The organism is Coleofasciculus sp. E2-BRE-01 (assembly GCF_040221695.1).
Classification (GTDB): domain Bacteria; phylum Cyanobacteriota; class Cyanobacteriia; order Cyanobacteriales; family Coleofasciculaceae; genus Coleofasciculus.
In genome coordinates this window covers 1-20,739 of the sequence record NZ_JAVKEA010000040.1, presented here as the reverse complement: position 1 = coordinate 20,739, position 20,739 = coordinate 1, and the positions used below count along the sequence as shown (strand labels likewise).

At 44.1% G+C, this 20,739-nt stretch carries 14 protein-coding genes and 1 pseudogene; 9 read left to right on the top strand and 6 right to left on the bottom strand.

Features of this window, described 5'->3' with window-relative positions; all coding sequences use genetic code 11:
- Positions 1-10: 10 nt before the first annotated feature.
- The 4 genes from RIG66_RS04570 to ppsA form a co-directional block, all read right to left on the bottom strand.
- Positions 11-1,033 (bottom strand): ComEC/Rec2 family competence protein, encoded by a 1,023-nt coding sequence (locus RIG66_RS04570; protein WP_446375630.1) that lies wholly within the window; start codon positions 1,031-1,033, stop codon positions 11-13.
- Complete coding sequence (locus RIG66_RS04565; RefSeq protein WP_446375628.1) at positions 1,011-1,709, bottom strand: hypothetical protein; 699 nt, start codon at positions 1,707-1,709, stop codon at positions 1,011-1,013. Before RIG66_RS04565 ends, RIG66_RS04570 begins: the two co-directional genes overlap by 23 nt.
- A 5-nt stretch (positions 1,710-1,714) precedes the next feature.
- A complete protein-coding gene (locus RIG66_RS04560) occupies positions 1,715-3,850 on the bottom strand; it encodes a sensor histidine kinase (protein WP_446375626.1) in 2,136 nt (711 codons plus the stop codon).
- Positions 3,851-4,018: 168 nt separating this feature from the next.
- Entirely contained in the window at positions 4,019-6,520 is a 2,502-nt protein-coding gene (gene ppsA / locus RIG66_RS04555; protein ID WP_446375624.1) for a phosphoenolpyruvate synthase, read from the bottom strand.
- A gap of 942 nt (positions 6,521-7,462) precedes the next feature.
- Here ppsA and RIG66_RS04550 point away from each other — a divergent pair.
- From RIG66_RS04550 to RIG66_RS04525, 6 genes are all read left to right on the top strand, one after another.
- Positions 7,463-8,017: a peroxiredoxin gene (locus tag RIG66_RS04550; RefSeq protein WP_446375622.1), complete on the top strand. Its 555-nt coding sequence runs from the start codon at positions 7,463-7,465 to the stop codon at positions 8,015-8,017.
- Between the two features lie 141 nt (positions 8,018-8,158).
- Complete coding sequence (locus RIG66_RS04545) at positions 8,159-9,043, top strand: heme-dependent oxidative N-demethylase family protein (RefSeq protein ID WP_446375620.1); 885 nt, start codon at positions 8,159-8,161, stop codon at positions 9,041-9,043.
- 169 nt (positions 9,044-9,212) lie between these two features.
- Positions 9,213-10,379 carry a ribonuclease III gene (gene rnc, locus RIG66_RS04540; RefSeq protein ID WP_446375618.1) on the top strand — a complete coding sequence of 389 codons (1,167 nt, stop codon included), beginning with the start codon at positions 9,213-9,215 and terminating at the stop codon, positions 10,377-10,379.
- 379 nt (positions 10,380-10,758) lie between these two features.
- A complete protein-coding gene (locus RIG66_RS04535) occupies positions 10,759-12,660 on the top strand; it encodes a S9 family peptidase (RefSeq protein ID WP_446375616.1) in 1,902 nt (633 codons plus the stop codon).
- A 222-nt stretch (positions 12,661-12,882) separates the two neighbouring features.
- Positions 12,883-14,226 (top strand): DnaJ domain-containing protein, encoded by a 1,344-nt coding sequence (locus RIG66_RS04530; RefSeq protein ID WP_446375614.1) that lies wholly within the window; start codon positions 12,883-12,885, stop codon positions 14,224-14,226.
- A 369-nt stretch (positions 14,227-14,595) separates the two neighbouring features.
- Complete coding sequence (locus RIG66_RS04525) at positions 14,596-15,351, top strand: PEP-CTERM sorting domain-containing protein (protein ID WP_446375612.1); 756 nt, start codon at positions 14,596-14,598, stop codon at positions 15,349-15,351.
- Positions 15,352-15,554: 203 nt separating this feature from the next.
- On the opposite strand, the pseudogene RIG66_RS04520 reads toward RIG66_RS04525, so the two are convergent.
- Both RIG66_RS04520 and RIG66_RS04515 read right to left on the bottom strand, forming a co-directional pair.
- Positions 15,555-16,397 (bottom strand): annotated as a pseudogene (locus tag RIG66_RS04520) (HAD-IC family P-type ATPase); the annotation flags it as partial.
- Positions 16,367-17,596 carry an HMA2 domain-containing protein gene (locus RIG66_RS04515; RefSeq protein ID WP_446375610.1) on the bottom strand — a complete coding sequence of 410 codons (1,230 nt, stop codon included), beginning with the start codon at positions 17,594-17,596 and terminating at the stop codon, positions 16,367-16,369. The pseudogene RIG66_RS04520 and the gene RIG66_RS04515, both read right to left, overlap by 31 nt.
- A 722-nt stretch (positions 17,597-18,318) precedes the next feature.
- Between RIG66_RS04515 and RIG66_RS04510 the strand changes: the two genes are divergently transcribed.
- The 3 genes from RIG66_RS04510 (at position 18,319) to RIG66_RS04500 (ending at position 20,509) form a co-directional block, all read left to right on the top strand.
- Positions 18,319-19,077: a calcium-binding protein gene (locus RIG66_RS04510; RefSeq protein ID WP_446375608.1), complete on the top strand. Its 759-nt coding sequence runs from the start codon at positions 18,319-18,321 to the stop codon at positions 19,075-19,077.
- 604 nt (positions 19,078-19,681) lie between these two features.
- A complete protein-coding gene (locus RIG66_RS04505; RefSeq protein WP_446375606.1) occupies positions 19,682-20,080 on the top strand; it encodes a hypothetical protein in 399 nt (132 codons plus the stop codon).
- A 189-nt stretch (positions 20,081-20,269) separates the two neighbouring features.
- On the top strand, positions 20,270-20,509 hold the full coding sequence (locus tag RIG66_RS04500; RefSeq protein ID WP_446375604.1) for a hypothetical protein: 240 nt from the start codon (positions 20,270-20,272) through the stop codon (positions 20,507-20,509).
- The last annotated feature ends 230 nt before the right edge of the window (positions 20,510-20,739 follow it).

Below are 20,739 nucleotides of genomic sequence, written 5' to 3'. Positions count from 1 at the left end.
GCAGCAAGTCCTACCTAGAATCGGACTGAGATCTTGGTTTAAACTTCCGGCATATTGGGGTAGGCACTTGATCATCAATAAACGCTTTGTGCAAATCAATTTTAGTATAAGTTGTTTCCCCACCCTTTATATTGACTGAGACAGTTCCTCCACAACAAGTGTTTTTTAACAATCCTTTAGCCGGAAGACGACTTAAATGGATAGCTTCAGAACTGGGCAGATTTTCAGCACATTGTTTGGATAACTGAGTACACAAAATATGAGCCTCTGGAACCGATACACTTATCCCATCTATGATTTCTTCACGAGGATTATTGAAACGATTGCGATCAATTGAAAAGATTATCAACTTAGGCTTTGTCAAACCACATAACTGTTGAGCAAATACTTTGCCATCTGCACCACCTGGTTTTCCGCCATGATGAGGGAAAACAAGTATATCAGTGCTGATATCAGGTTCGTCCTGCAGCAGATTTTCCAATCCTATTTTGTCAATATCTGCCGCTAATATGGCGACTCGGTGAGAATTATGGACTATGCCAATTACAACAGATATGGAGTTGGAAGTCAATCGCCTCCCTTGTAAATCTCTTCCCCCAGCACCGCCGAGGATCAATTCAGGTGTGGGAGCCAGAATTTGTATATCTGCTTGACCAATATTTAACGTTCCTGACTTGGTTGTAGTTAATTCCGTTGAAACTACTGTTCCAAAACGTTTTCTGGCATCTTTTAAAGCAATTCGTAGATCCTGCCAAATTTCACTCTTTTTAATGGCATCAGGATTTAAGTGAATATTATGTATCCTGATATTCTTATCTAATAGCAGATTAACAATACCTGCAATATGGTCTGCATCTGCATGAGAAATTAAAATATGGGAAATGTCTTGAATCGATCTATACTCAATAATTTCTCTTAATGTATTGCCATAGGGACAGTCAATAACAACCACCCCCTCTGTATCTCTGAGAACAGCACAATTCCCGTGACCAACATCTACAATAATCAGTTCAGGCAAGTCCATCATCGTCATCTGGCTCAGGTGCTAACTCAAATTTATCGAAGTATAAATCATCAGCATTATCCGCTCCAATATTAACGTGAGCAAATAGACGGACACCTTTTTTTAATGCATCAGATCGAATAGTCTCAGGAATCAGTGAAGCTGGAAAACGGACAGCCTTAGAGGGATTCCAACCAGGGACAATTGCATCGATAACAGGCTCATTAGATGCTTGATCAAGGTCAACAATTCTTACTAATGTTCTAGAAGGTTTTCGGCTAATCGGCAGATGACCACCAAGTTCTTGTTGACAAGCTTCAATTCCTTTGGCAATGCTTGAAGCATTAGCTTCGTCCCTACTTAGTAATACGGGAATTTTCCGTCGCCATTTTCTAATAGACAAAGAAGTATCCATCTCAACAAACTGAGATATCAGCAGTGAGGGCAGAGCCTGATCATACAAAGCGGCGACTAATTCTGCGCCTAAAAAATTAGCAAGTCCAGAATTAGTCAAGCGATTATCACAGATAGCACCTTGAGTATTATCTAAAATAACTGATGCTAAATCATCGACACTTGTAAAATGTCCCTTGACTAATAAAAAGGGTTCATAACCGGCTTCCTCTACTTCCCAGCTAGTGACTTCTGCTAATTCTTCTTCATCATCAACTATCGCTATTTTCTGATTAGATTGTATTAGAGTCATAACAGCTAACCTCCAACAAGTGGTAGTTTTATGATAAATTCTGCTCCACCTAGTCCTCCCTTAGCAATCGCCTGCACCTTTCCTCCCAAGTCAGTAACCGAATCTTTGACTATGGTTAGTCCCAACCCTGTACCACCTGGTTTAGTTGTTTGACCAGGCAACCAAATTTCATCTAAGTTTATATCTCTAATCCCAAGACCATTATCTAAAATTTTTATCTGCACATAACTTTCGACAATTTCAGTAGATACCATTACCTGACGTCCTTCTGTGCGTGAACCTTCTACAGTAAAAGAATTAATAGTATTGGTTAAAAGATTAGCAATAATTGCTTCTAAAAGAGCAATACTTCCGCGAATAAAAGGCTGACTAGCGCTATTGTTTATTATAACTTCTATTTTTCTATCTTTGAGGAAGGGGTCAAATAGGTCAACTATATCGTCAATTACACTAGAGACATCTACACGACCTGTACGACGTTTTTCCCGTTTCAATAAGTGCAACGGAAATTTGGAAAAACTCAGCAATGATTTGCTAATTCTGTAAAGCTTTTCGACAGGTCTTCCTAAAGATTCGTGATATATGTCTCCTAGTAATTCTTGACCTTTTATCTCTATTCTTCTAGCTATTTTATTTATTAACGTAACGGGTTTACCAGACTCATGAGCAAAAACGGCTGCTGTTGTTCCAGCTGTAGCCAGACTTCGATAGAGTTGAAGGTCTTCCCGTAGTGCTTTTGTTTCACGTTCTTTTGCTTCTTCGTACCTTTGAATCACCTTTCGGACTCGGGTACGATATTCCTTTGGCAGCGCTTCTTCGATAACATTTTCAATACTGGTTTTAGCATCAATAACATCACGACTCGATTCTTGTTTGACTATTTGTCGTTTATTTTCAGTTTGTTTAAGCCTCTCTTTTGCCATCCAGTTCAATACATCAATGGCAAAGCGCTTTAGCTCAATAAAAGCTTCATTTTCTATAAAACCTAGTCTATCGGTCTTTTGGATCAACCGATCATCAGGATCATTGACAATTATCCGACCAATAACAGTACTGGTCGAGGGACGTACTTCTGGGTTTCTGGCTCGTGCATAATTTAATTTCAGCCAATCATCTCCTTGGTCGCCATAGGGTTTCACCCGCAAACCCCTGTGGTATAAATGAACATTACCAACTTCTGATAGCCATTCTCTAACCTGTCCGAAAGAAGCTGTTTTTGCAGAGAAATTTTGAGGATTGAGTAGAAATACCCATAACTCAAATTTTGCGGGTACTGTTTTGTAGTTTTCTTGAGAAATATCACTATCTTTTGCATGAAATAGCAAGTTTTCTTTCCAGTCTAATACGGAGGCTGCTACAACTCCATCTCCATTAACTGACGACTTCAAATGATATTCAGCATCCTTCAAATAAGACTCATTGACTTGTTGTTCAAGATCAGCAAATTCTGGAGCAATCAGCCTAGGGCGGAAAGAGACACAACTATCAAATGGATCTGCCAAGAATAAAAGTTCTCTAGCTAATCTTTTAACCTCTCGCCGACCAAACTTTATACTTAAATCCTGAATGAAAATTTCAGTTCCTTGTGGTAAGTTAGTCCTATGTTCTTGGACATTGAAGGAAATGTCTTCCACAACAGAGGCTTGCTCAAAATCTTGCCAATTAATCGTCAGAGAATACTCAACGGCGGGTTCATTTTTAGGTCGGGTTTTTAAGTGTACTTTCGACCCTTGTCTCAACGCAGCTAACCGACCTAATCCCTTATCACCAACAGGTAGACGTCCCAGAGCAGTAGGTTCGCGGGCAGCTTTTTTTGACCGACCTAGCACAAACCATCCCTCACTAATAGCCGCGATATCCATACCAATGCCGTTATCTGAAATCAGGATTGAACCACCTGTGGTGTCAGTATTGATAAGCTCTACTGTACATTGGGTCGCATCAGCATCATAAGAATTCTTCACCAATTCGATAATTCCTTGGTCTGGATTAGGAATCAGTTCTTCACCTAATCTATTCAGGATATTGGGTGAAAACTTAAAATGCATGATTTTATCGCTGTGACTTGAAAGCCAATCGCTCTGTTTAAGATTATACCTGAGTTCCATCGATGGGGTCGAGCCACGAACAAGTACACCCATAGAAGAGACGAATGTAGGGGCGCAAGCCTTGCGCCCTCACCCCCTCTCATCTTATGAGAAAGGCTATATACCTTCTATAAAAAAGCGATCGCACCTCCCACCGGAAATGCGATCGCTCTTTCTCAAGTCTACGCCCCATCAGGGACGCAGACGCTAAACACTCAAGACTTAGCCTTGTTGTTCTTCAACTTCAGCCACCATCAACAGTGTCTTCATCACCGAGTCAGGGTTCAAACTCATTGAGTCAATCCCCAACTCAACCAAGAACTTGGCAAACTCAGGATAGTCACTAGGCGCTTGACCGCAGATACCAATCTTACGACCATTCTTCTTCGCCTTCTCAATCACCATCCGCACCATTTCCTTAACCCCTTCATTGCGCTCATCAAAGATGTGAGCCACTAAACCGGAGTCGCGGTCTAGACCCAAGGTTAACTGAGTCAGGTCATTGGAACCAATGGAGAACCCATCAAACACTTCACTGAACTGATCAGCCAAGATCACGTTGCTGGGAATCTCGCACATCACATAGACTTGGAGTCCATTTTCGCCACGCTTCAAGCCGTGTTTCTCCATTTCTGCCAACACCTTGCGCCCTTCATCAGGGGTACGGCAGAAGGGAACCATGGGGATCACATTCGTTAAACCCATGTCATCCCGAACCCGCTTGATCGCTTGACACTCTAACCCATAGGCTTCGGCATAGTTGTCATCGTAGTAACGAGACGCACCACGCCAGCCAATCATCGGGTTTTCTTCCTTCGGCTCAAACTGCTGACCGCCGAGGAGGTTGGCATATTCGTTACTCTTGAAGTCGGACATCCGTAACACAACTGGGTTGGGATAGAATGCCGCCGCAATCATCGCCACACCCCGCGCCAACTTGTCTACGAAGAAGTCCGACTTACGTTCGTAGAGGTAGGTCATCTTGTAGACTTCCCGCTTGACTGTGGCATCTTCGAGCTTATCGAAGTTCAGCAGTGCTAAGGGGTGCGCCTTAATATGATTGGCGATGATGAACTCTAAGCGGGCTAATCCCACGCCATCACAGGGGATCGCCGCCAAACCAAAGGCTTCTTCTGGGTTACCCACGTTCATCAAAATCTTGGTGCGGGTTGTGGGGAGGTTTTCCAGTTGGGTTTCTTGGACTTCAAAGGGTACAAGCCCTTCGTAAACCCGTCCTTCTTCCCCTTCGGAGCAGGAAACGGTGACCTCTTGTCCACTCTTAAGCACACCTGTGGCATCACCACAACCCACAATCGCGGGGATTCCCATTTCACGAGCAATAATTGCCGCGTGGCAGGTACGTCCACCTTGGTTGGTGACAATGGCTGATGCCCGCTTCATGATTGGTTCCCAGTCGGGGTCAGTCTTGTTGGTGACTAAGACTTCACCGGGTTCAAACTCATCAATCTTGTGGACATCCAGAATGACTTTGGCTTTGCCTTGACCAATCATTTCGCCAACGGCGCGACCCGTGACCGCCACCTCGGAGGTTCCTTTCAGCTGATAGCTCTTGAGGACGCTCTTGGATTTCTGGGATTGAACGGTTTCTGGACGAGCTTGGACAATGTACAACTCCCCAGTTTCACCGTCTTTTGCCCACTCAATGTCCATGGGGGTGTAGACACCCCGGACTTCGGAGTAGTGGTCTTCAATAATACAACCCCAGCGAGCCAGTTGCAGAATTTCTTCGTCGTTGATCGCGTATTTGACTTGCTCAGGCTCTGACACGGGTACGTTCTTGGTCAGTTTTGAACCACCGATGTCATAGATCATCTTGATTTCTTTGCTGCCCAAGCGCTTTTCTAGAATCGGGCGATACCCGTCCTTAAGCGTTGGTTTGAAGACAAAGTATTCATCAGGGTTGACAGCACCTTGGACAACGTTTTCGCCCAAACCATAGGCAGCGGTAACTAGGGCGGCATTCTTGAAGCCTGTTTCTGTGTCAATGGTGAACATGACACCAGACGTGGCTAAGTCAGAGCGCACCATTTTCTGCACACCAACTGAAAGGGCGACATCAAAGTGATCAAACCCTTTGAGGGTGCGATAGGAGATGGCTCGGTCAGTGAAGATGGAGGCAAAGCAACGATGGCAAGCGTCTAAAACGTCCAGGACACCGTAGACGTTCAGGTAGGTTTCTTGCTGACCTGCAAAGCTGGCATCGGGCAAGTCTTCAGCCGTAGCGGATGAACGGACGGCTACGTCAACGGCTTGGGTTTTCTCCTTGCATTCTTCTTGGTATCCCGGCTCAAACCGATCGCAAAACTCAGCGGTAACGCCATACCGTTCGCACAGCTTCAGGTAAGATTCCGCGATCGCGGTTCGCAGGTCTTCTGGGAACGGTGTATTGAGAATCAAAGACCGCGCTTGCTTACCCCTGACTCGCAGGTTACTCATATCCTCGACATCGAGGTCAGAAAACAGTTCGCGTAGCCTTTCTTCTAAACCGGCTTCCTTAATGAAGTAACGGTATGCATAAGCAGTCGTGGCAAATCCGGTGGGAACTCTGACGCCCTTAGCCGTCAGTTGTCGGATCATTTCACCCAGGGAGGCGTTTTTACCACCCACCAAGGGAACATCGACAATTCCTACCTCTTCAAACCACAGAATGAGAGCTTGTTCTTTGGACGATTGAGATGTTGTTGTTTCAGTAGCTGCAACCATTAAGTATTTCCTCCTACTCTTGGTTTCAGTATTTCAGTTTACCGATACTCAGCCGAAAAAATTCCTTTAGGTAATATTTTCTTTAGGATTCGGCTGTTTTTTATAGAACCATACCTCACAATTAAATTCGTAGCGATTTACACATTTATTTTTTTGCAACTCTGGCTACAGTCATAATCGTCGCCAACCTAACACTCTACTCAATTTTAGAGTTAAAGCATTCAGATCTACTTATCATTTCCCATCCTTATAGTCGGGATAAATTTAATTGATGTTTATCAATCCTTTAGGTTTTGACTTAAGGCGTTGAATTCGGGAATAGATAGCTCAATCCACGCTTACTCAATCCACACCTTGTCGCGCTTTGGCGGGTTTGTAGCCTTGCAAACTTCTTCTGGCGTTCTCCTTGAATAATTACTTACTTATTAGGAGAGCGAGTAATTCGGTTACGTCCTTTATTTCAGAACAGTTCTACTATAGCAGACTATTGAGAAATAGACAAGCCGTAATCCCTAATTTAAATCAGCACTAAAGCCACCCAATTCTAGGTATATTAACAACCTAGATATTGTTTATTAGGGAGGTAACCCCAATGATAGCTCTGCTGGTTATACATTGTTCCTTTAAATGTCTTCCATTTTCAATGATCCCCAGATAGAAGTATCAAATATTGTCTATCTATCCGTAATAGGTTTGAGTTTATCGAAATAAAGTCACTATAATTAAACTAGGGAATTTATATGCTCAGTCGAGCGGATTGTCTTCATCCAAACGTCCCTAAAACTTTTGAATAGTTAAAACAGTGGCTCTCAGACTGATTTACGAAGGGATATTGACCTCCGACGACTATTACCTTGCTAGACAGGATAGCGCAATCCCCGATTCTGACAAGATCTAAATTGGGCTTGTAAACTTATGTAAAACAAACACGCTGTATCAATCATGATTTATCGTCGCACACTTGTGAGCCTTCTCTTGGCAAGCTGTCTGGCTTGCTTGACGTGGTTAAACGTCACTCCCGCCGCTTATGCTCTCGGCGGTAAACAACCGCCATTAAATGAGCCTGCACCAGAGTTTACGCTACCAACCAATAGTGGGGATGGGGAGGTATCACTCTCCGATTACCGGGGGAAATGGGTGGTTTTGTACTTTTATCCCAAGGATTTCACCTCAGGTTGCACCTTAGAGGCTCGTCGCTTTCAGCAAGATTTGCCCAAATATATAGAGAGAAATGCCCAAATTGTGGGAGTGAGTGCGGATGATGTGGACTCCCATGCCGATTTTTGTGACTCAGAGGGGTTGAAATTCCCCCTTTTAGCCGATACAGATGGGTCAGTGAGTCAGGCGTATGGGTCTTGGATGGGGTTTGTCTCCCTACGTCATACTTATCTCATTGATCCCGATGGTATCTTGCGAGAGATATTTCTCGGTGTTCGACCCGCGATTCATAGTACAGAGGTACTGGCACATTTAGATGAGTTGCGATCGGTGACATAAGCAAGAGGAGGCGATTGAAATCGCTGCTACACAAACCAAGTCCGCCTGCGCGGACTTGATTATAAGGGGGGTAGCGGACAAATCTCTATCCAATTTTGGGCAACAATGGGTAAAAGTGTCCAGCTTTTTGGTTACAGCTACATGCCCTTTGCAGAAAAAAAATGGCAAATGAGAATGAGTCTCAAAGCCCTTGATCCCCAGGATTGGATTGAAATTGACGACCAGTTTGTCAAGTATTTGTCACAAAAAGATACTCTGCTCAAGACTCGACATTCAGAGGTATTTGCCAGTCTCCCTGGAACCGCAGCCAGTCAGAAAGAGGTGCTAGAGTTACTGCTTGACCATCTGCTGAAACACTTTCCCCAGCATTATCGACGCCACGGTCAAAGGATTGAGGCGATCGCAACCCATCAAGTTTGGCATATCCCGGACTTCGAGTCAGCACCTTTGGATTTAGCTGGGCGTCTGGTACAGGAGGATTTATTATTAATGGAGCGATCGCCTCAAGGATATCGTTTAGTCGCCGCCTCCCTCTGTTTTCCCTTGCGTTGGCGACTGCGAGAAAAGTTTGGATGTCCCCTGACTCAAATCCACTCCCCTGTTCCGGGATATTCTGAAAAGCTGGCGCATCCTGTGGATAGTGTGTTTAATCGCCTCAAATCTAGTCATCCGGTTTGGCGATTAAATTGGAGTATTGTGGAATCTCCCGAACTATTCTTCCCTCCAGAGATAGCAAAACCCGGTTGGGAGACAACGATAAATTGCCAAAACGCTGGGGATAAGCTGTTTTTGAGAATTGAACGTCAGACATTAAGACGGTTAACCGGGAGTGGTGACATTCTGTTTACCGTGCGTACTTATGTACATCCTTTGCGAGTGCTTGAAGATAATCCCCAGATGGCTCATAATTTAATGGAAACTATCCAGCAAATGCCCATTGAGATGCAGAATTATAAAAACTTACTGCCAATTCAGGAAGTGCTTTTGGGGTATCTTGAGTATATAGCTAGTTTCAATCCTTTGTAAAATGGCAGCCTTGGTTGGACAAATTTTTCAAATACTTTGACGTTCACACACAATTTATTGAAAACAGCCATATTACTAAATGATTTAACGTTCAAAAACTAAAAACAAATAACTCTTAATCTAGTAGATTAATTGAATGGTTTATTTTTGTATTCTTTAATGTATCAGTATGGCACAAAAAAATAAAACTTTAAAAAGCAGTACAACAAATAATTCATCTCCTCTAGTATCACTTTATTGGGATTGCCAAAATGTTAAAGTCAGCCAAGAAAGAGCCGAGTTTTTGCAAGCCTTTGCCAACGAACAAGGTGATGTAATTTGTCAAAAAGCATATTCCAATTGGCAGCGAGAAAATAAAAAATATGCCAAGTTTTTAAGTGGTATTGGTTTTCAAAGAATTAACGTTCCCTCCTTGACCAGGAACAGTGTAGACAACCAACTAATAGTTGATTGTATTGAAGAAGCCTATAGTAATGCCTCAGCTAATATCTTCATTATCGCATCAGGAGATGGTGACTTTACCAGTCTAGGTCATGTCTTAAAAAATAAAGGGAAGAAAGTCATAATTTTCGCTCAACAAGGTGGGGTAAGTCAGAGTCTAATTGATATTGCTGATGAATCCCACATCATAGAAAGATTAGATGAAATATCAAAACTTCCTTCCTTCCGCAACCCTTCTCTTCTCAATCGTGCCCTCACTCACCGTTCATACATTAACGAAAATCCTAGTGCAGGTGAAGACAACGAACGTTTAGAGTTTCTCGGTGATGCTGTACTAAATTTTATTAGTGGTGCGTTTCTCTATAATTATGATCCAGCGATGAAGATGAACGAATCTCAACTTACACGTCTGCGATCTAAATTAGTTGAAGGACAACAGTTAGCCGTATTTGCAAAAGAACTAGATTTAGCTAAAAAAATGAGGTTAGGTAATGGTGCTATAAAAGAAGGAGGACGCAAAAATTCGTCGTTGCTCAGTGATACGTTTGAAGCCGTTGTTGGTGCTTACTTTCTCGATTCAGGTATTGATGCAGTTATCACTTTTATTGAACCTTTGTTGAGTTCTGCCATTAGAGACCTTTGTTCCACTGAAACAACTCTAGATAATAGTATTCTCGTGGACTCCAAGGGTCGATTTCAGGAATGGGCGCTAGCCAACTTTGTCGAAAACCCGGAATATTTTATTATCGATGAGTCTGGACTCGATCATGCCAAGGAATTCACGGCTGAAGTGCGCGTAAAAGGCAAAGTATACGGTGTCGGAAAAGGTCGCCGTAAACAAGATGCTGAAAAACGTGCGGCTGAAGCAGCGCTTAAAAAGGTTGAAGTTGAATAAACCGGCGTGACCCCCCTAATGGAGTCCTATTGAAGAATTTAGAATTGTTATAAGCTGTTCGGCATTTAAACCTTAATGTCAATAATGGGGAAATATTTGTAGGTAGTGCGTTAAGCGAAGCCATGCCGCAGGCTTTGCATCTTGCTCGCTACTAATACCCAATTTAAATGCATGACAAAATTGATGCATTAAATTGGGTTCGTAATCAGAGCTTTCGCCTAAAACCTGGTTGGATTTCCAGCGTCAAGCCAACCGACACCCCATCCCACCATGTTAGCTGTGCCGCTCGATAATTGGGCTTACCCTGAGTAGCTTCTAACACGCCAGATTCGTTACAGTGTCTCTAAGACAATCACAGCAATTGAACCCGTAAACTAAAATGGCAACGGCAACGACTTCTCCAGTATCCCAAGCACTACCTCCCTTAATTCCCCGCGAAACCCTATTCGGAAACCCCGATCGCACTCGCCCTCAGCTATCCCCCGATGGGAAGTATTTGGCTTATGTCGCCCCAGATGAGAAGAATGTGTTGCAAGTCTGGTTACGAACCGTGGGAGAAGATGATGATCAGCAGCTAACGGCGGATCAAAAGCGGGGGATTCGTCTTTATGTCTGGACATACAATCCTAACCAGCTTATTTATCTGCAAGACTCAGACGGCGACGAAAACTTTCACCTCTACTTGGTGAATGTCCAATCCAAGTTAGTGCGCGATTTAACCCCCTTCCAAGGCGTGAAAGCCCAACCGATTGACCTTGATCCGGAATTTCCTGATCAAGTCTTGGTGGGAATGAATCTCAACGATCGCCAAAAATTTGATGTGTATCGGGTTAATCTAAATAATGGGGCGGTGGAGTTTGAGACCGATAACCCTGGTAATATTGTCAGTTGGGTAGCTGATGCTCAATTCCAGATTCGGGCAGCGATCGCAGCCACGCCAGATGGGGGTTCCGATCTGTTATTCCGCGAAACGCCTGATCAATCCTTTGAATTATTACGCCACTGGGGACCCGATGATGAAGGATCAGCCGTCACCTTTTCTGAGGATGGCAAAACCCTGTATATTACTGGATCGCACGATGCCAATGCCCAACGGTTAATTGCTTTAGATTTAGCCTCCCGCCAAGAAACGGTAATGGCGGCTGATGAACAGTATGATATCGGTGGTGTGGTTATCCATCCGACTCAGCGCCGGATTCAGGCGGTGTCCTTTTATAAGGATAAAGTGGAATGGCAAATTCTCGATGAAAGCATTGCTGATGATTTTAATGCGATCGCACAAATCCGAGACGGTGAATTTGCCATCACCAATCGCACGTTAGCCGATGATACCTGGTTAGTTGGCTACGCCACGGATGATGGTCCGGTTTATTACTATGTGTATAACCGTGAAGCTAAAACCCACTCCTTGTTATTTAGCAATCAACCTGAATTGGAAACGTTGCAACTCGCATCAATGCAACCCATTTCCTACCAAGCGCGGGATGGTTTAACCATTCACGGCTATCTCACCACACCTGTTGGAATTGAGGCGAAAAATTTACCCACGGTGCTTTTGGTTCATGGTGGACCCTGGGCGCGAGATACTTGGGGCTATAGTCCAATCGTGCAATGGTTGGCTAACCGGGGTTATGCAGTGCTGCAAGTCAATTTCCGAGGATCTACAGGCTATGGGAAAGCATTCCTAAATGCCGGAAATCGAGAATGGGCGGCAAAAATGCATGATGATTTAATTGATGCCGTCAATTGGATTGTAGACCAAGGGATTGCGGATCGGAACAAGGTGGCAATTATGGGCGGATCGTATGGGGGATATGCCACATTAGTCGGATTAGCCTTTACCCCAGATGTATTTGCCGCAGGTGTGGATATTGTTGGTCCGAGTAACTTAGTTACCTTAATGCAAAGTATCCCCCCCTACTGGGCACCAATGAAAGCCATGTTTGCCCATCGCTTAGGGGACTTAGACACAGAGGAGGAGTTTCTCAAAGCGCGATCGCCTTTATTTTTCATTGACCGGATTCAGAAACCCTTACTGATTGGTCAAGGGGCGAATGATCCACGGGTAAAACAAGCCGAAAGTGAACAAATTGTTGAAGCGATGCAAAAGGCAAATAAACCGGTTGAATACGCCCTTTACACAGACGAAGGACATGGATTTGCTCGTCCAGAGAATCGGCTTCACTTTTTCGCGATCGCAGAAGAGTTTCTCAGTAAGTATTTAGAGGGACGCTTTGAACCGATTGGTGAAATCAAGGGTCATTCGGGAGTTGTAAATTAAACCCAAACGTAGGGGCGCAAGCCTTGCGCCCTTTTCTTCAGTCAAATTGGTTACGAAATTATGTTGTTTTAACGCAGAGGGGCGCAGAGGTTTACGCAGAGGGCGCAGAGAAAATTAGCGGATTTGAATGAATAGTTTATAGAATTGGATAAATAACCGGAAACGATATCGGTAGTCAAATTACCCATTAAATACGCCATTTCATGAGAGACGTGCCATGGCATGTCTCTACAAAATCAGATGCAGGATTCTCATAATTATTATAAAATTCTGAAAATTTCTCCCGGTGCAACCGAACAGGAGATCAAACAGGCTTATCGTCGCCTTGTGCGTCAATACCATCCAGATTTGCATCCTGATAATCCAGACGCCACGGAGCGATTTAGAGTCATTTGTGAGGCGTATCAGGTGCTTTCGGATGAGGTAAAGCGGCGTCAGTATGACCAAGAGATTCAACCTCAGTCTAATCCGCCTAAAACTGAGTCAATGACGGCTCAAGATTTCTATGGGCGGGCGGTTAGTAAGGCGTTGGCTAAAAATTATCAGGGGGCGGTTAAGGATTGTAATCAAGCGATTTCCCTAAATCCTAACTTTGTAGACGCCTACGTGGAACGGGGCGCCGCGCATTATAAACTAGGAAATGCTAGGGGAACCCTACAAGATTGTAATCAGGCATTAAGGATTAATTCTCAGTTTGCTCCAGCTTATTATTACCAAGGGAGAGCGCGTTATCGACTGGGATATAGTCAGGCGGCGATTGATGCCTATACTCAAGCGATCGCGTATGATTCTACTCACGCTCAGGCTTACTATCAGCGCGGTTTAGCTCATAAAGATTTGAAAGAATTTGAAAGCGCGATCGCGGATTTTCACCAAGCAGCAGAATTATTACGTGAACAAGGAGATAAAACAGGATATCGGTTAGTTCAGGAAACGTTGCGAACTCTGCAACAAACACCCGGAAAAGGGGGAGTTTCCCGGAAACGAAATCCTATCCGTTATCTCAAAGGGTTATTGGGGGACACACTATTTACAATCAAGTCCTTTTTACTCAATCCCATGGGGGGACTCTTACCTAGTTTTGCCCGTCTCGATGCTCAACGCGCCATGGTAGTAGGATTCCTATTGGCGGCGATTTTTGATGCTTGTTTTGTCTGGGGTATTTATACAGGGTGGCGGGATGTAGTTTTTGTTTCCCTGGTTCCGTTAATCGGCGTGGGTATGATGCCGTTTATCATTCTAGCCGCGATGAGTGCGATCGCGCGATTAATTCGGCGTCATCCTGGTAGTTTGGCGGGGGATAGTTTTCTGGCTGGGGCGACACTGATGCCATTAACTATTTTAGCGATCGCTAACGGTATTTCGTCCAATTTGCCGAGTCAACTTATGGTGATGATCACCATATTCACTAGCTGCTACACGATTCTGACGCTGTATAGTGGTTGCACGCAAATCGCCAATTTCTCGGAAAAGACAGCCGCGTTATTGGTTCCGGTGATGGTTCTAGTCAGTGGCTGGATTTCCTATTGGGCGTTTATGGCAATGCTGGGAATGGCGTCTTTTTGAGGATGCAATCAAGAAACTGTCCCAAGCCGACATTTGATAAAGTTTGTGTAAACGTCTAGACTCCCCTAAATAAAAGAGGAAATCCGGGAAATGATTCCAGGCGTTATCGCCAAACTAACTCAAACCGGGCATTTTTTAAACAATTCCCGAAAAAAATCCCTCTCTTTCAGGTTGGTTTATATGAAAAGCTGATGAAGTCAACGTAATATCATGTCCTGACGATTGCCCATAATTGCAATGCCGTAATAACAAGGGTTTCAGGCGTTTTTATTCGGGGTGTTTGACCGGACATGATATAATCCGCTTGCCTTGGCGATCTGATAACTCTAAGCTAGGAAATAGCACAGTTATCAGTATTGTTAAGAAAGTATGAAAAAAACATTGTTGGCAAGTTTAAGTTTGGTCTTAGGCTTAATCTTTATTCCTGAGAATGTACAAGCCCTTACCTTGTATGAGGAAGATTTCTCTGGTGAAAACGGCAAAGGAGCAACAGGCGGAGCCGCTACAGACGTAGTTGGCGTGGATTGGTCGATTGAGTTGCATGATGCGGCTCTCTTTGACTCCAACGATTACTTCAGAGTCGAGGCTGAAGCCTTCACCGCTCGTGATACAAACGCGGGTTGTCCGAATGTAAGATGTTCTGGGGGTAATCTTAATCCCTTATTTCCAGCGTGGCTGAGTCCAAAAATCGATATCTCTGGATTTAGTAATCTGGCATTATCGTTGGATGCTTTCGCCAGTGATGTCAGTTTTGAACACGAGGAAAACAGCCCGATTGGTCACAAAGATTACTTTATCGTGTCCTATTTACTGGATGATGTTGAGTTTCTGGCGGCTGACTTAATTAGCCAGTCTGGGTTTTTCAGGAATCAAACGGTGAATCAAGCGATCGGTGATGGTAGTACATTACAAGTGAAAGTGCAGCTCAACACGACGGCATCCACAGAGTTGTTGTCGTTTGATAACATTTTGGTCACAGGGGATCAAATCAATTCCTCTCAGTCTGTCCCTGAACCTGCATCTATTATGGGTTTAATCGCACTGGCGGGTGTCGGTATAGCTTCCCGTAAACGCCAATCTGTAGGGGCGGGTTTAGGAACTAACCTATCAAAACCTAACCGATAACTTTCGTACAAAACCCGCCCTTCCAAAGTTTGCGATCGCGTCTTTCCAGTCTGTTGTCATAATCTTTTTGTTCACCGTTTCTTTGGCATTAGATTTTCCTTGACAAAATGACTTGAATAGGCTGAAGCCCTTACTACAAAACTCGCCTTCTCACAGCCTGCGATCGCGTCTTCACTGTCTGTTGTCTGAATAGTAGGATGGGTCAGCATTTCGCCAACAAATGCCACCGTTTTCCCCGCTTCATGTAACTGCTGCACCACTTCCGCTTTGCGTTGGGGGAAGGCTTCGGCGTGGGTATGACTGGGAGGAATATTTAATTGAGCCGCCACAGTCGCCGCCCGTTGACAATTATCCCCCGTTAGTATATGAATCTCCGCCCCAATCTCATCTCGCAACATGGCAATCACTTCAGCACTTTCTGGGCGCAAGGGATCGGTATATTGCAATACCCCCAGCAGTCTGCCATTACTTGCCACATAAATTGTTGGATATCCGGTTGTCTTCACGTCAGGATGAGTGGTATAGAATGACTCTAGGTCAATTCCCTCTTTCACCAAGAAGCGTTCGCTCCCCACTAACACCGTCTGTCCTTCAATTTGCGCCTGAATCCCTAAACCGACTTGGTAATCCCACTCACCGCGCTGGGGTATAATCACCTCCTGATAATTCGCGTAACGGATCACCGCTTCCGCAACCGGGTGGGTAATCCGTTGTTCCGCCGCCGCCGCCAGTCGCAGCACATCTAGTTCAGAAATAGCGGGATTAGCGGTTTTAATCCCAATCATTGCCACATCGCCTTGTGTCAATGTCCCCGTCTTATCAAAAACGATCGCATCAACTCGCGCCAATTGCTCTAACGCCCGCCCACTCCGTAATAGAATCCCTTGACGGGCTGCACTTAACATCGCCGCCATTACAGTAGTGGGAACCGATACCCGAATCCCAGTGGCAAAGTCAATGGTTAAAATCGACGCCGCCCTCGCCGCATTCCGAGTTAGAGCAAAAATAGCTCCCCCTAATAATAAAGTCGGCAGTACCATGCGATCGCGGGTTGAGCGTCTTCCATGGGTTCTGATGTATTAGCAACAGAATCATCGGTGTTGGCTGTTTGTACATCCTGATCAACAGGACTCTCCTCAGCCTCCTCACTCCCGTGATCCTCTGGTTCTACCTGCACCGGAGGAGTCAACGAATTCGCCTCGGCTGAACTTGTCTCCGGTGGCGGCAAATCCGGCTCGACTATCTCCTCAGCTTCCCCACTCCTGGGTTCCTCTGGAAGGGCAGGTTGAGTCAAGTTATCCGTTTTCTCTTCAACCTTATCGGTAGAACCCGCTCCGACAACTGGGTTCTCAGATGTGTTATGGCTCGTCTCTACCTGATCCCCAGCTCCTCGACTCTCCCGCTCCTTAGAGTCAGGATCAGCAGCGATTTGAATCAGACTAATGAAATGTAACCCAGCTTCCGCTTCGGAAACCTGCATCGGATTGTAGGTGATCACCACCGATGCGACGGTGCTGTTGCAGCGCATCTGAGTAATCCAGTCATCTTTTTTAACTAAGGCTTGTAATCGCCGCAGATAGGCTGCATCTTCGGTAACTTTAGGGACGCGAAAACGCATCCGTCCCGGAACGGCATGAACTAGACTATAGGCAACCGTTGAATTGGTATTGAATGCGACTGTTGGTGGCTTATTATTTTGCTCATAAGGTGTAGCAGTTGCAATCACCTTTCCGTCTAAATTGACATTATTTTCGTCCGTTTTGTCACCTTCTTTCTGTCCTGTGTCTTCTAACCAATCCAAATTCTGCATAATCTGACGAACGACATTCGCTGTCAGTAAATAGACCAGAATTGACCGCCATCCTTGCAGTCCTAGTTGCCTTGTGGTTAACAGTCCAATTAATAAGGGAATAAAGGATATAAGCTGAGTTCCTGATTTTTCCCAAGCCTCTGCGTCTAAAGGTTCCTGACTCTGAGGCTGTTCAATTTCGCCAAGTCCTAAATTCCCCAGAATTTGAAAAAGTTGAGCTAGAGATAACTGATTCGTATCAAAGGTAATGAGTAAACTTCCAATTTGCTCATTGGTTCGTATCTCTCGCACGCCGACCCACTTTCGTAGCTGGGGCGTAACCGCTTTTAATACGGTTCCCGGTTCCTCTCCTAAGACTCGGAGTCTTAGACGACCTGGAACAACATGTAAAATTTCAACCTGCCGTTCTGGGCGAGGTGAAACCACACCAACCATTGGCATTGACCCTCGTAACAGTAGTGTGGAGTTTCTCTGGTTAAGAACAGGTTAACCTCCATACTTAAGCATACACCCTATCTTTAATTTTTTATCTGAAAAAAATATTATGAATGTGAGAGAGTCTCTTAACCTAATCTTATACTCTATGTATACAGGAATACATTTGTTGGATTTTTGCTTAAGATTTTGACTGGTCGAATCTTTGTATTCTGCTATACATTATCTGTCTGACTGTTCCTTCCCATTCCTTTCCCATCTCAACCGTCAACGGTAATGTTGTTCGGCTACTTAGACAAACTGGATCAGCTGTCATGGATTTAAATTAGGGATGAGTAGCGAACGAGACGCTCGCACTGAACGTGATTTCGTCCTTAATACCATTAAGGCTTAAATGCCGAACCGCTGATTACAGCAGCATTTCAGAGTCAAGAGAACATTGCTGGGCAGGGGAATGCCTATCAGTTAGGTTGCGTCTTGACCAAAACTTCATAAAATTCTGATAATTTCTTTATTGAAACTTTATAAAAAACAAGAGAAAACTTTATAAAATAAAGTTGAAAACAATTTTACTCTGACTAGAAAATATTGCATTAAAAAAGAGGGCTAACGCGATTCTATTGTCGCAAGATTTAATTTAATGCATGGGTGGAAAGTTGCCATCTTAGCATATATATCCAAAAGATAATCCAATATCATACAATCACATTGGGAGCAAGTCGATGAATTACATTTTTGGAACAGTTGGTGATGATTGGCTAGAAGGCACATCAAGTGATGATGTCATTTTTGGTGGTGAAGGAATTAATAGGATTATTGCGATATATGGTGATAATCTGATTTATGGCGGTTCGGCTGCTGATACAATTACGGCTGGTGATGGCAATGATACCATCTATGCCAATGAAGGGTTGAATGTCATTGATGCTGGAGATGGTAATAATCTGATTTATGGCGGTTCGGCTGCTGACACAATTACGGCTGGGAATGGCAATGATACAATTTATGCCAATGAAGGGTTAAATGTCATTGATGCTGGAGATGGCGATAATTTGATTTACAGTGGCTCTGGAAATGATACGATTACCACGGGTTCTGGTGATGATACCGTCTACGCTGGTGAAGGGGTAAACACGATTAGTACCGGACATGGAAATGACATTATTTACAGTGGTTCAGGTGATGATTTAATTAATGCAGGTAGAGGTCAAAATCAAATCTGGTTGGGCGGTGGACAGGATACCATTGGCTTAGAAATGTGGGGATCTAGTGAGATTAATAACTTTAACCCCTATCAAGACCAAATTGACTTGGGTAGCTTAGATCCACGCCACGTAGTTTTGATTGGACAAGGTAATGATACGATGATTGCTTTACCTCATTATTCGATTATGGCAACGATCCATAATGTTGATGTTCAAACAGTAGCGGCTCAATCAACGGATATTTTTGGCGCAGAACTAACCATATTTTCTAGTTGAGGTGCTAAGAAACTACAATAACCTTGTAGAGACGTTGCATGCAACGTCTCTACAGGTCTATGTCTACACCTACAAGCAACAAGGAGCGTTGTATAGCAGTACCCAAATAGGTTACTGTTCCCTGGTCCCTGTTCCCTGTTCCCTCTTGGGATCAACTGATGTCCTAAGGTATCCCCGTAGTGCTATACATGATATGAATCGGACATCTCGCGATCGCGCCCAATGACGCCCCAATGACGCCCCAATGATGCTAAGTGGTACTCAAGAAACCCAAGCGTGAGAGATCGCTGGGTGGAAGTAGGTTGCATGTACACTCTTCATTTAGATTAGCGCATTACGCTTCTAAATAAACCTTTGCCGCTTAAATTTACCTTTTTTAATATAGTGACGGCAATAAATTTACCAAAGCTTAATTCTACAATTAAAAATTAATTAATTTACTGATAATCTGAAGATTATCAGCAATTTTTATGAGAAGACTAGACAGATTGTAAACGAAATGTTATAAATATTAATTAAGCGCAATACATACGATAGTAAATACTCAAATATTGACGGGGTGTTGTCTGAAGCACGAGGATTGTCCTTTACCTATAGACTTCCAATGAATCACAATTACTCAACCGTTTCCGTTGCCGCCCCTGCTGCTTCCCAGCCCTTAGCCAAAGTTACTGCTAAGTCCGGTTCAGATAACTCCCTCTGTTATGAGTTTCAGGTGCATGGAGTTGGCAGAGGTACATTTAGCTGCTCTGGTCATTTCCTGAATGGGAATAATACGGAGTCCGTACTTTTAGAGTCTTTAGTCTGGAATGGGAACGTCATCAAATTAAATAACTTCCAAGAACATAGTCTATGCTTTGATCAAGGAAAATTATTGGGACTGAATCTTTTAGGTGAAGGGTGGGAAATTCTGTTGAATCTCGGCATTCAGATCAATAGTGTTCACCGGATTAAAGAAGTCACCTATAAACTGATAAACCCATCTGCATCGGTTCATAGATAACACCAATCGAGGTAGGGGTGCATGGCGTGCCATTGGTCAAAAATCCACCATACCTTGATTGAACCCCTCCCTAACCCTCCCCTTGTCAAGGGGAGGGAACTTGCATAGCCTGACATGATATAAAATCTAGACAAGTTGGGTGCGAACAGGGATCGTTCCTAGTAAAGTCCTTTAAGATTTATTTAAACGATGATGAAACCTAAAGTAGTAGTAGCGGCTGTTTTGGCGACGAGCGCGATCGCAACGGGTGTGGTGCTAGGTTCAGCCAGTTCCGCCCAACCCTGTATGTTGTATAAGCAGTCTGAGTCTTATCAGCAAAAAGAAGCACAACTAGACTGGTTGCGATCGCCTTGGGCTATCGTGATCACCTTACCCGGAATCGCCTTGGCAACAGCGCTGTCTAGAGGTGGGCGTGCTTACGAAAGTTAGAGGAATTATCGCGGTTGTAGGGGCGAGTCGCTGCACATGGGTGTCAACTTAAGCCACATTACCCACGATAGGATACTGGGTGTGGGGTATGGGGTGTGGGGTGTGGGGGAAAGCGAGCAATGTTGGGGAGCTATGTATTAAACGGAACCTGTTTGAAAAAAACATTGTGGATGAATAGGTGAGGTGAATGGTGGTAGGTGTGAGGTTTTTTCGCCTCCAACAGACAATTC

Bases quoted from the DNA above. Each gene is read 5' to 3' on its own strand.
- RIG66_RS04525 (WP_446375612.1), top strand. From the start codon at position 14,596: ATGAAAAAAACATTGTTGGCAAGTTTAAGTTTGGTCTTAGGCTTAATC.
- RIG66_RS04570 (WP_446375630.1), bottom strand. From the start codon at position 1,033: ATGACGATGATGGACTTGCCTGAACTGATTATTGTAGATGTTGGTCAC.
- RIG66_RS04535 (WP_446375616.1), top strand. From the start codon at position 10,759: ATGGCAACGGCAACGACTTCTCCAGTATCCCAAGCACTACCTCCCTTA.
- RIG66_RS04515 (WP_446375610.1), bottom strand. From the start codon at position 17,596: ATGGTTGGTGTGGTTTCACCTCGCCCAGAACGGCAGGTTGAAATTTTA.
- rnc (WP_446375618.1), top strand. From the start codon at position 9,213: ATGGCACAAAAAAATAAAACTTTAAAAAGCAGTACAACAAATAATTCA.
- RIG66_RS04510 (WP_446375608.1), top strand. From the start codon at position 18,319: ATGAATTACATTTTTGGAACAGTTGGTGATGATTGGCTAGAAGGCACA.
- RIG66_RS04500 (WP_446375604.1), top strand. From the start codon at position 20,270: ATGATGAAACCTAAAGTAGTAGTAGCGGCTGTTTTGGCGACGAGCGCG.
- RIG66_RS04530 (WP_446375614.1), top strand. From the start codon at position 12,883: ATGTCTCTACAAAATCAGATGCAGGATTCTCATAATTATTATAAAATT.
- ppsA (WP_446375624.1), bottom strand. From the start codon at position 6,520: ATGGTTGCAGCTACTGAAACAACAACATCTCAATCGTCCAAAGAACAA.
- RIG66_RS04560 (WP_446375626.1), bottom strand. From the start codon at position 3,850: ATGGGTGTACTTGTTCGTGGCTCGACCCCATCGATGGAACTCAGGTAT.
- RIG66_RS04550 (WP_446375622.1), top strand. From the start codon at position 7,463: ATGATTTATCGTCGCACACTTGTGAGCCTTCTCTTGGCAAGCTGTCTG.
- RIG66_RS04545 (WP_446375620.1), top strand. From the start codon at position 8,159: ATGCCCTTTGCAGAAAAAAAATGGCAAATGAGAATGAGTCTCAAAGCC.
- RIG66_RS04565 (WP_446375628.1), bottom strand. From the start codon at position 1,709: ATGACTCTAATACAATCTAATCAGAAAATAGCGATAGTTGATGATGAA.
- RIG66_RS04505 (WP_446375606.1), top strand. From the start codon at position 19,682: ATGAATCACAATTACTCAACCGTTTCCGTTGCCGCCCCTGCTGCTTCC.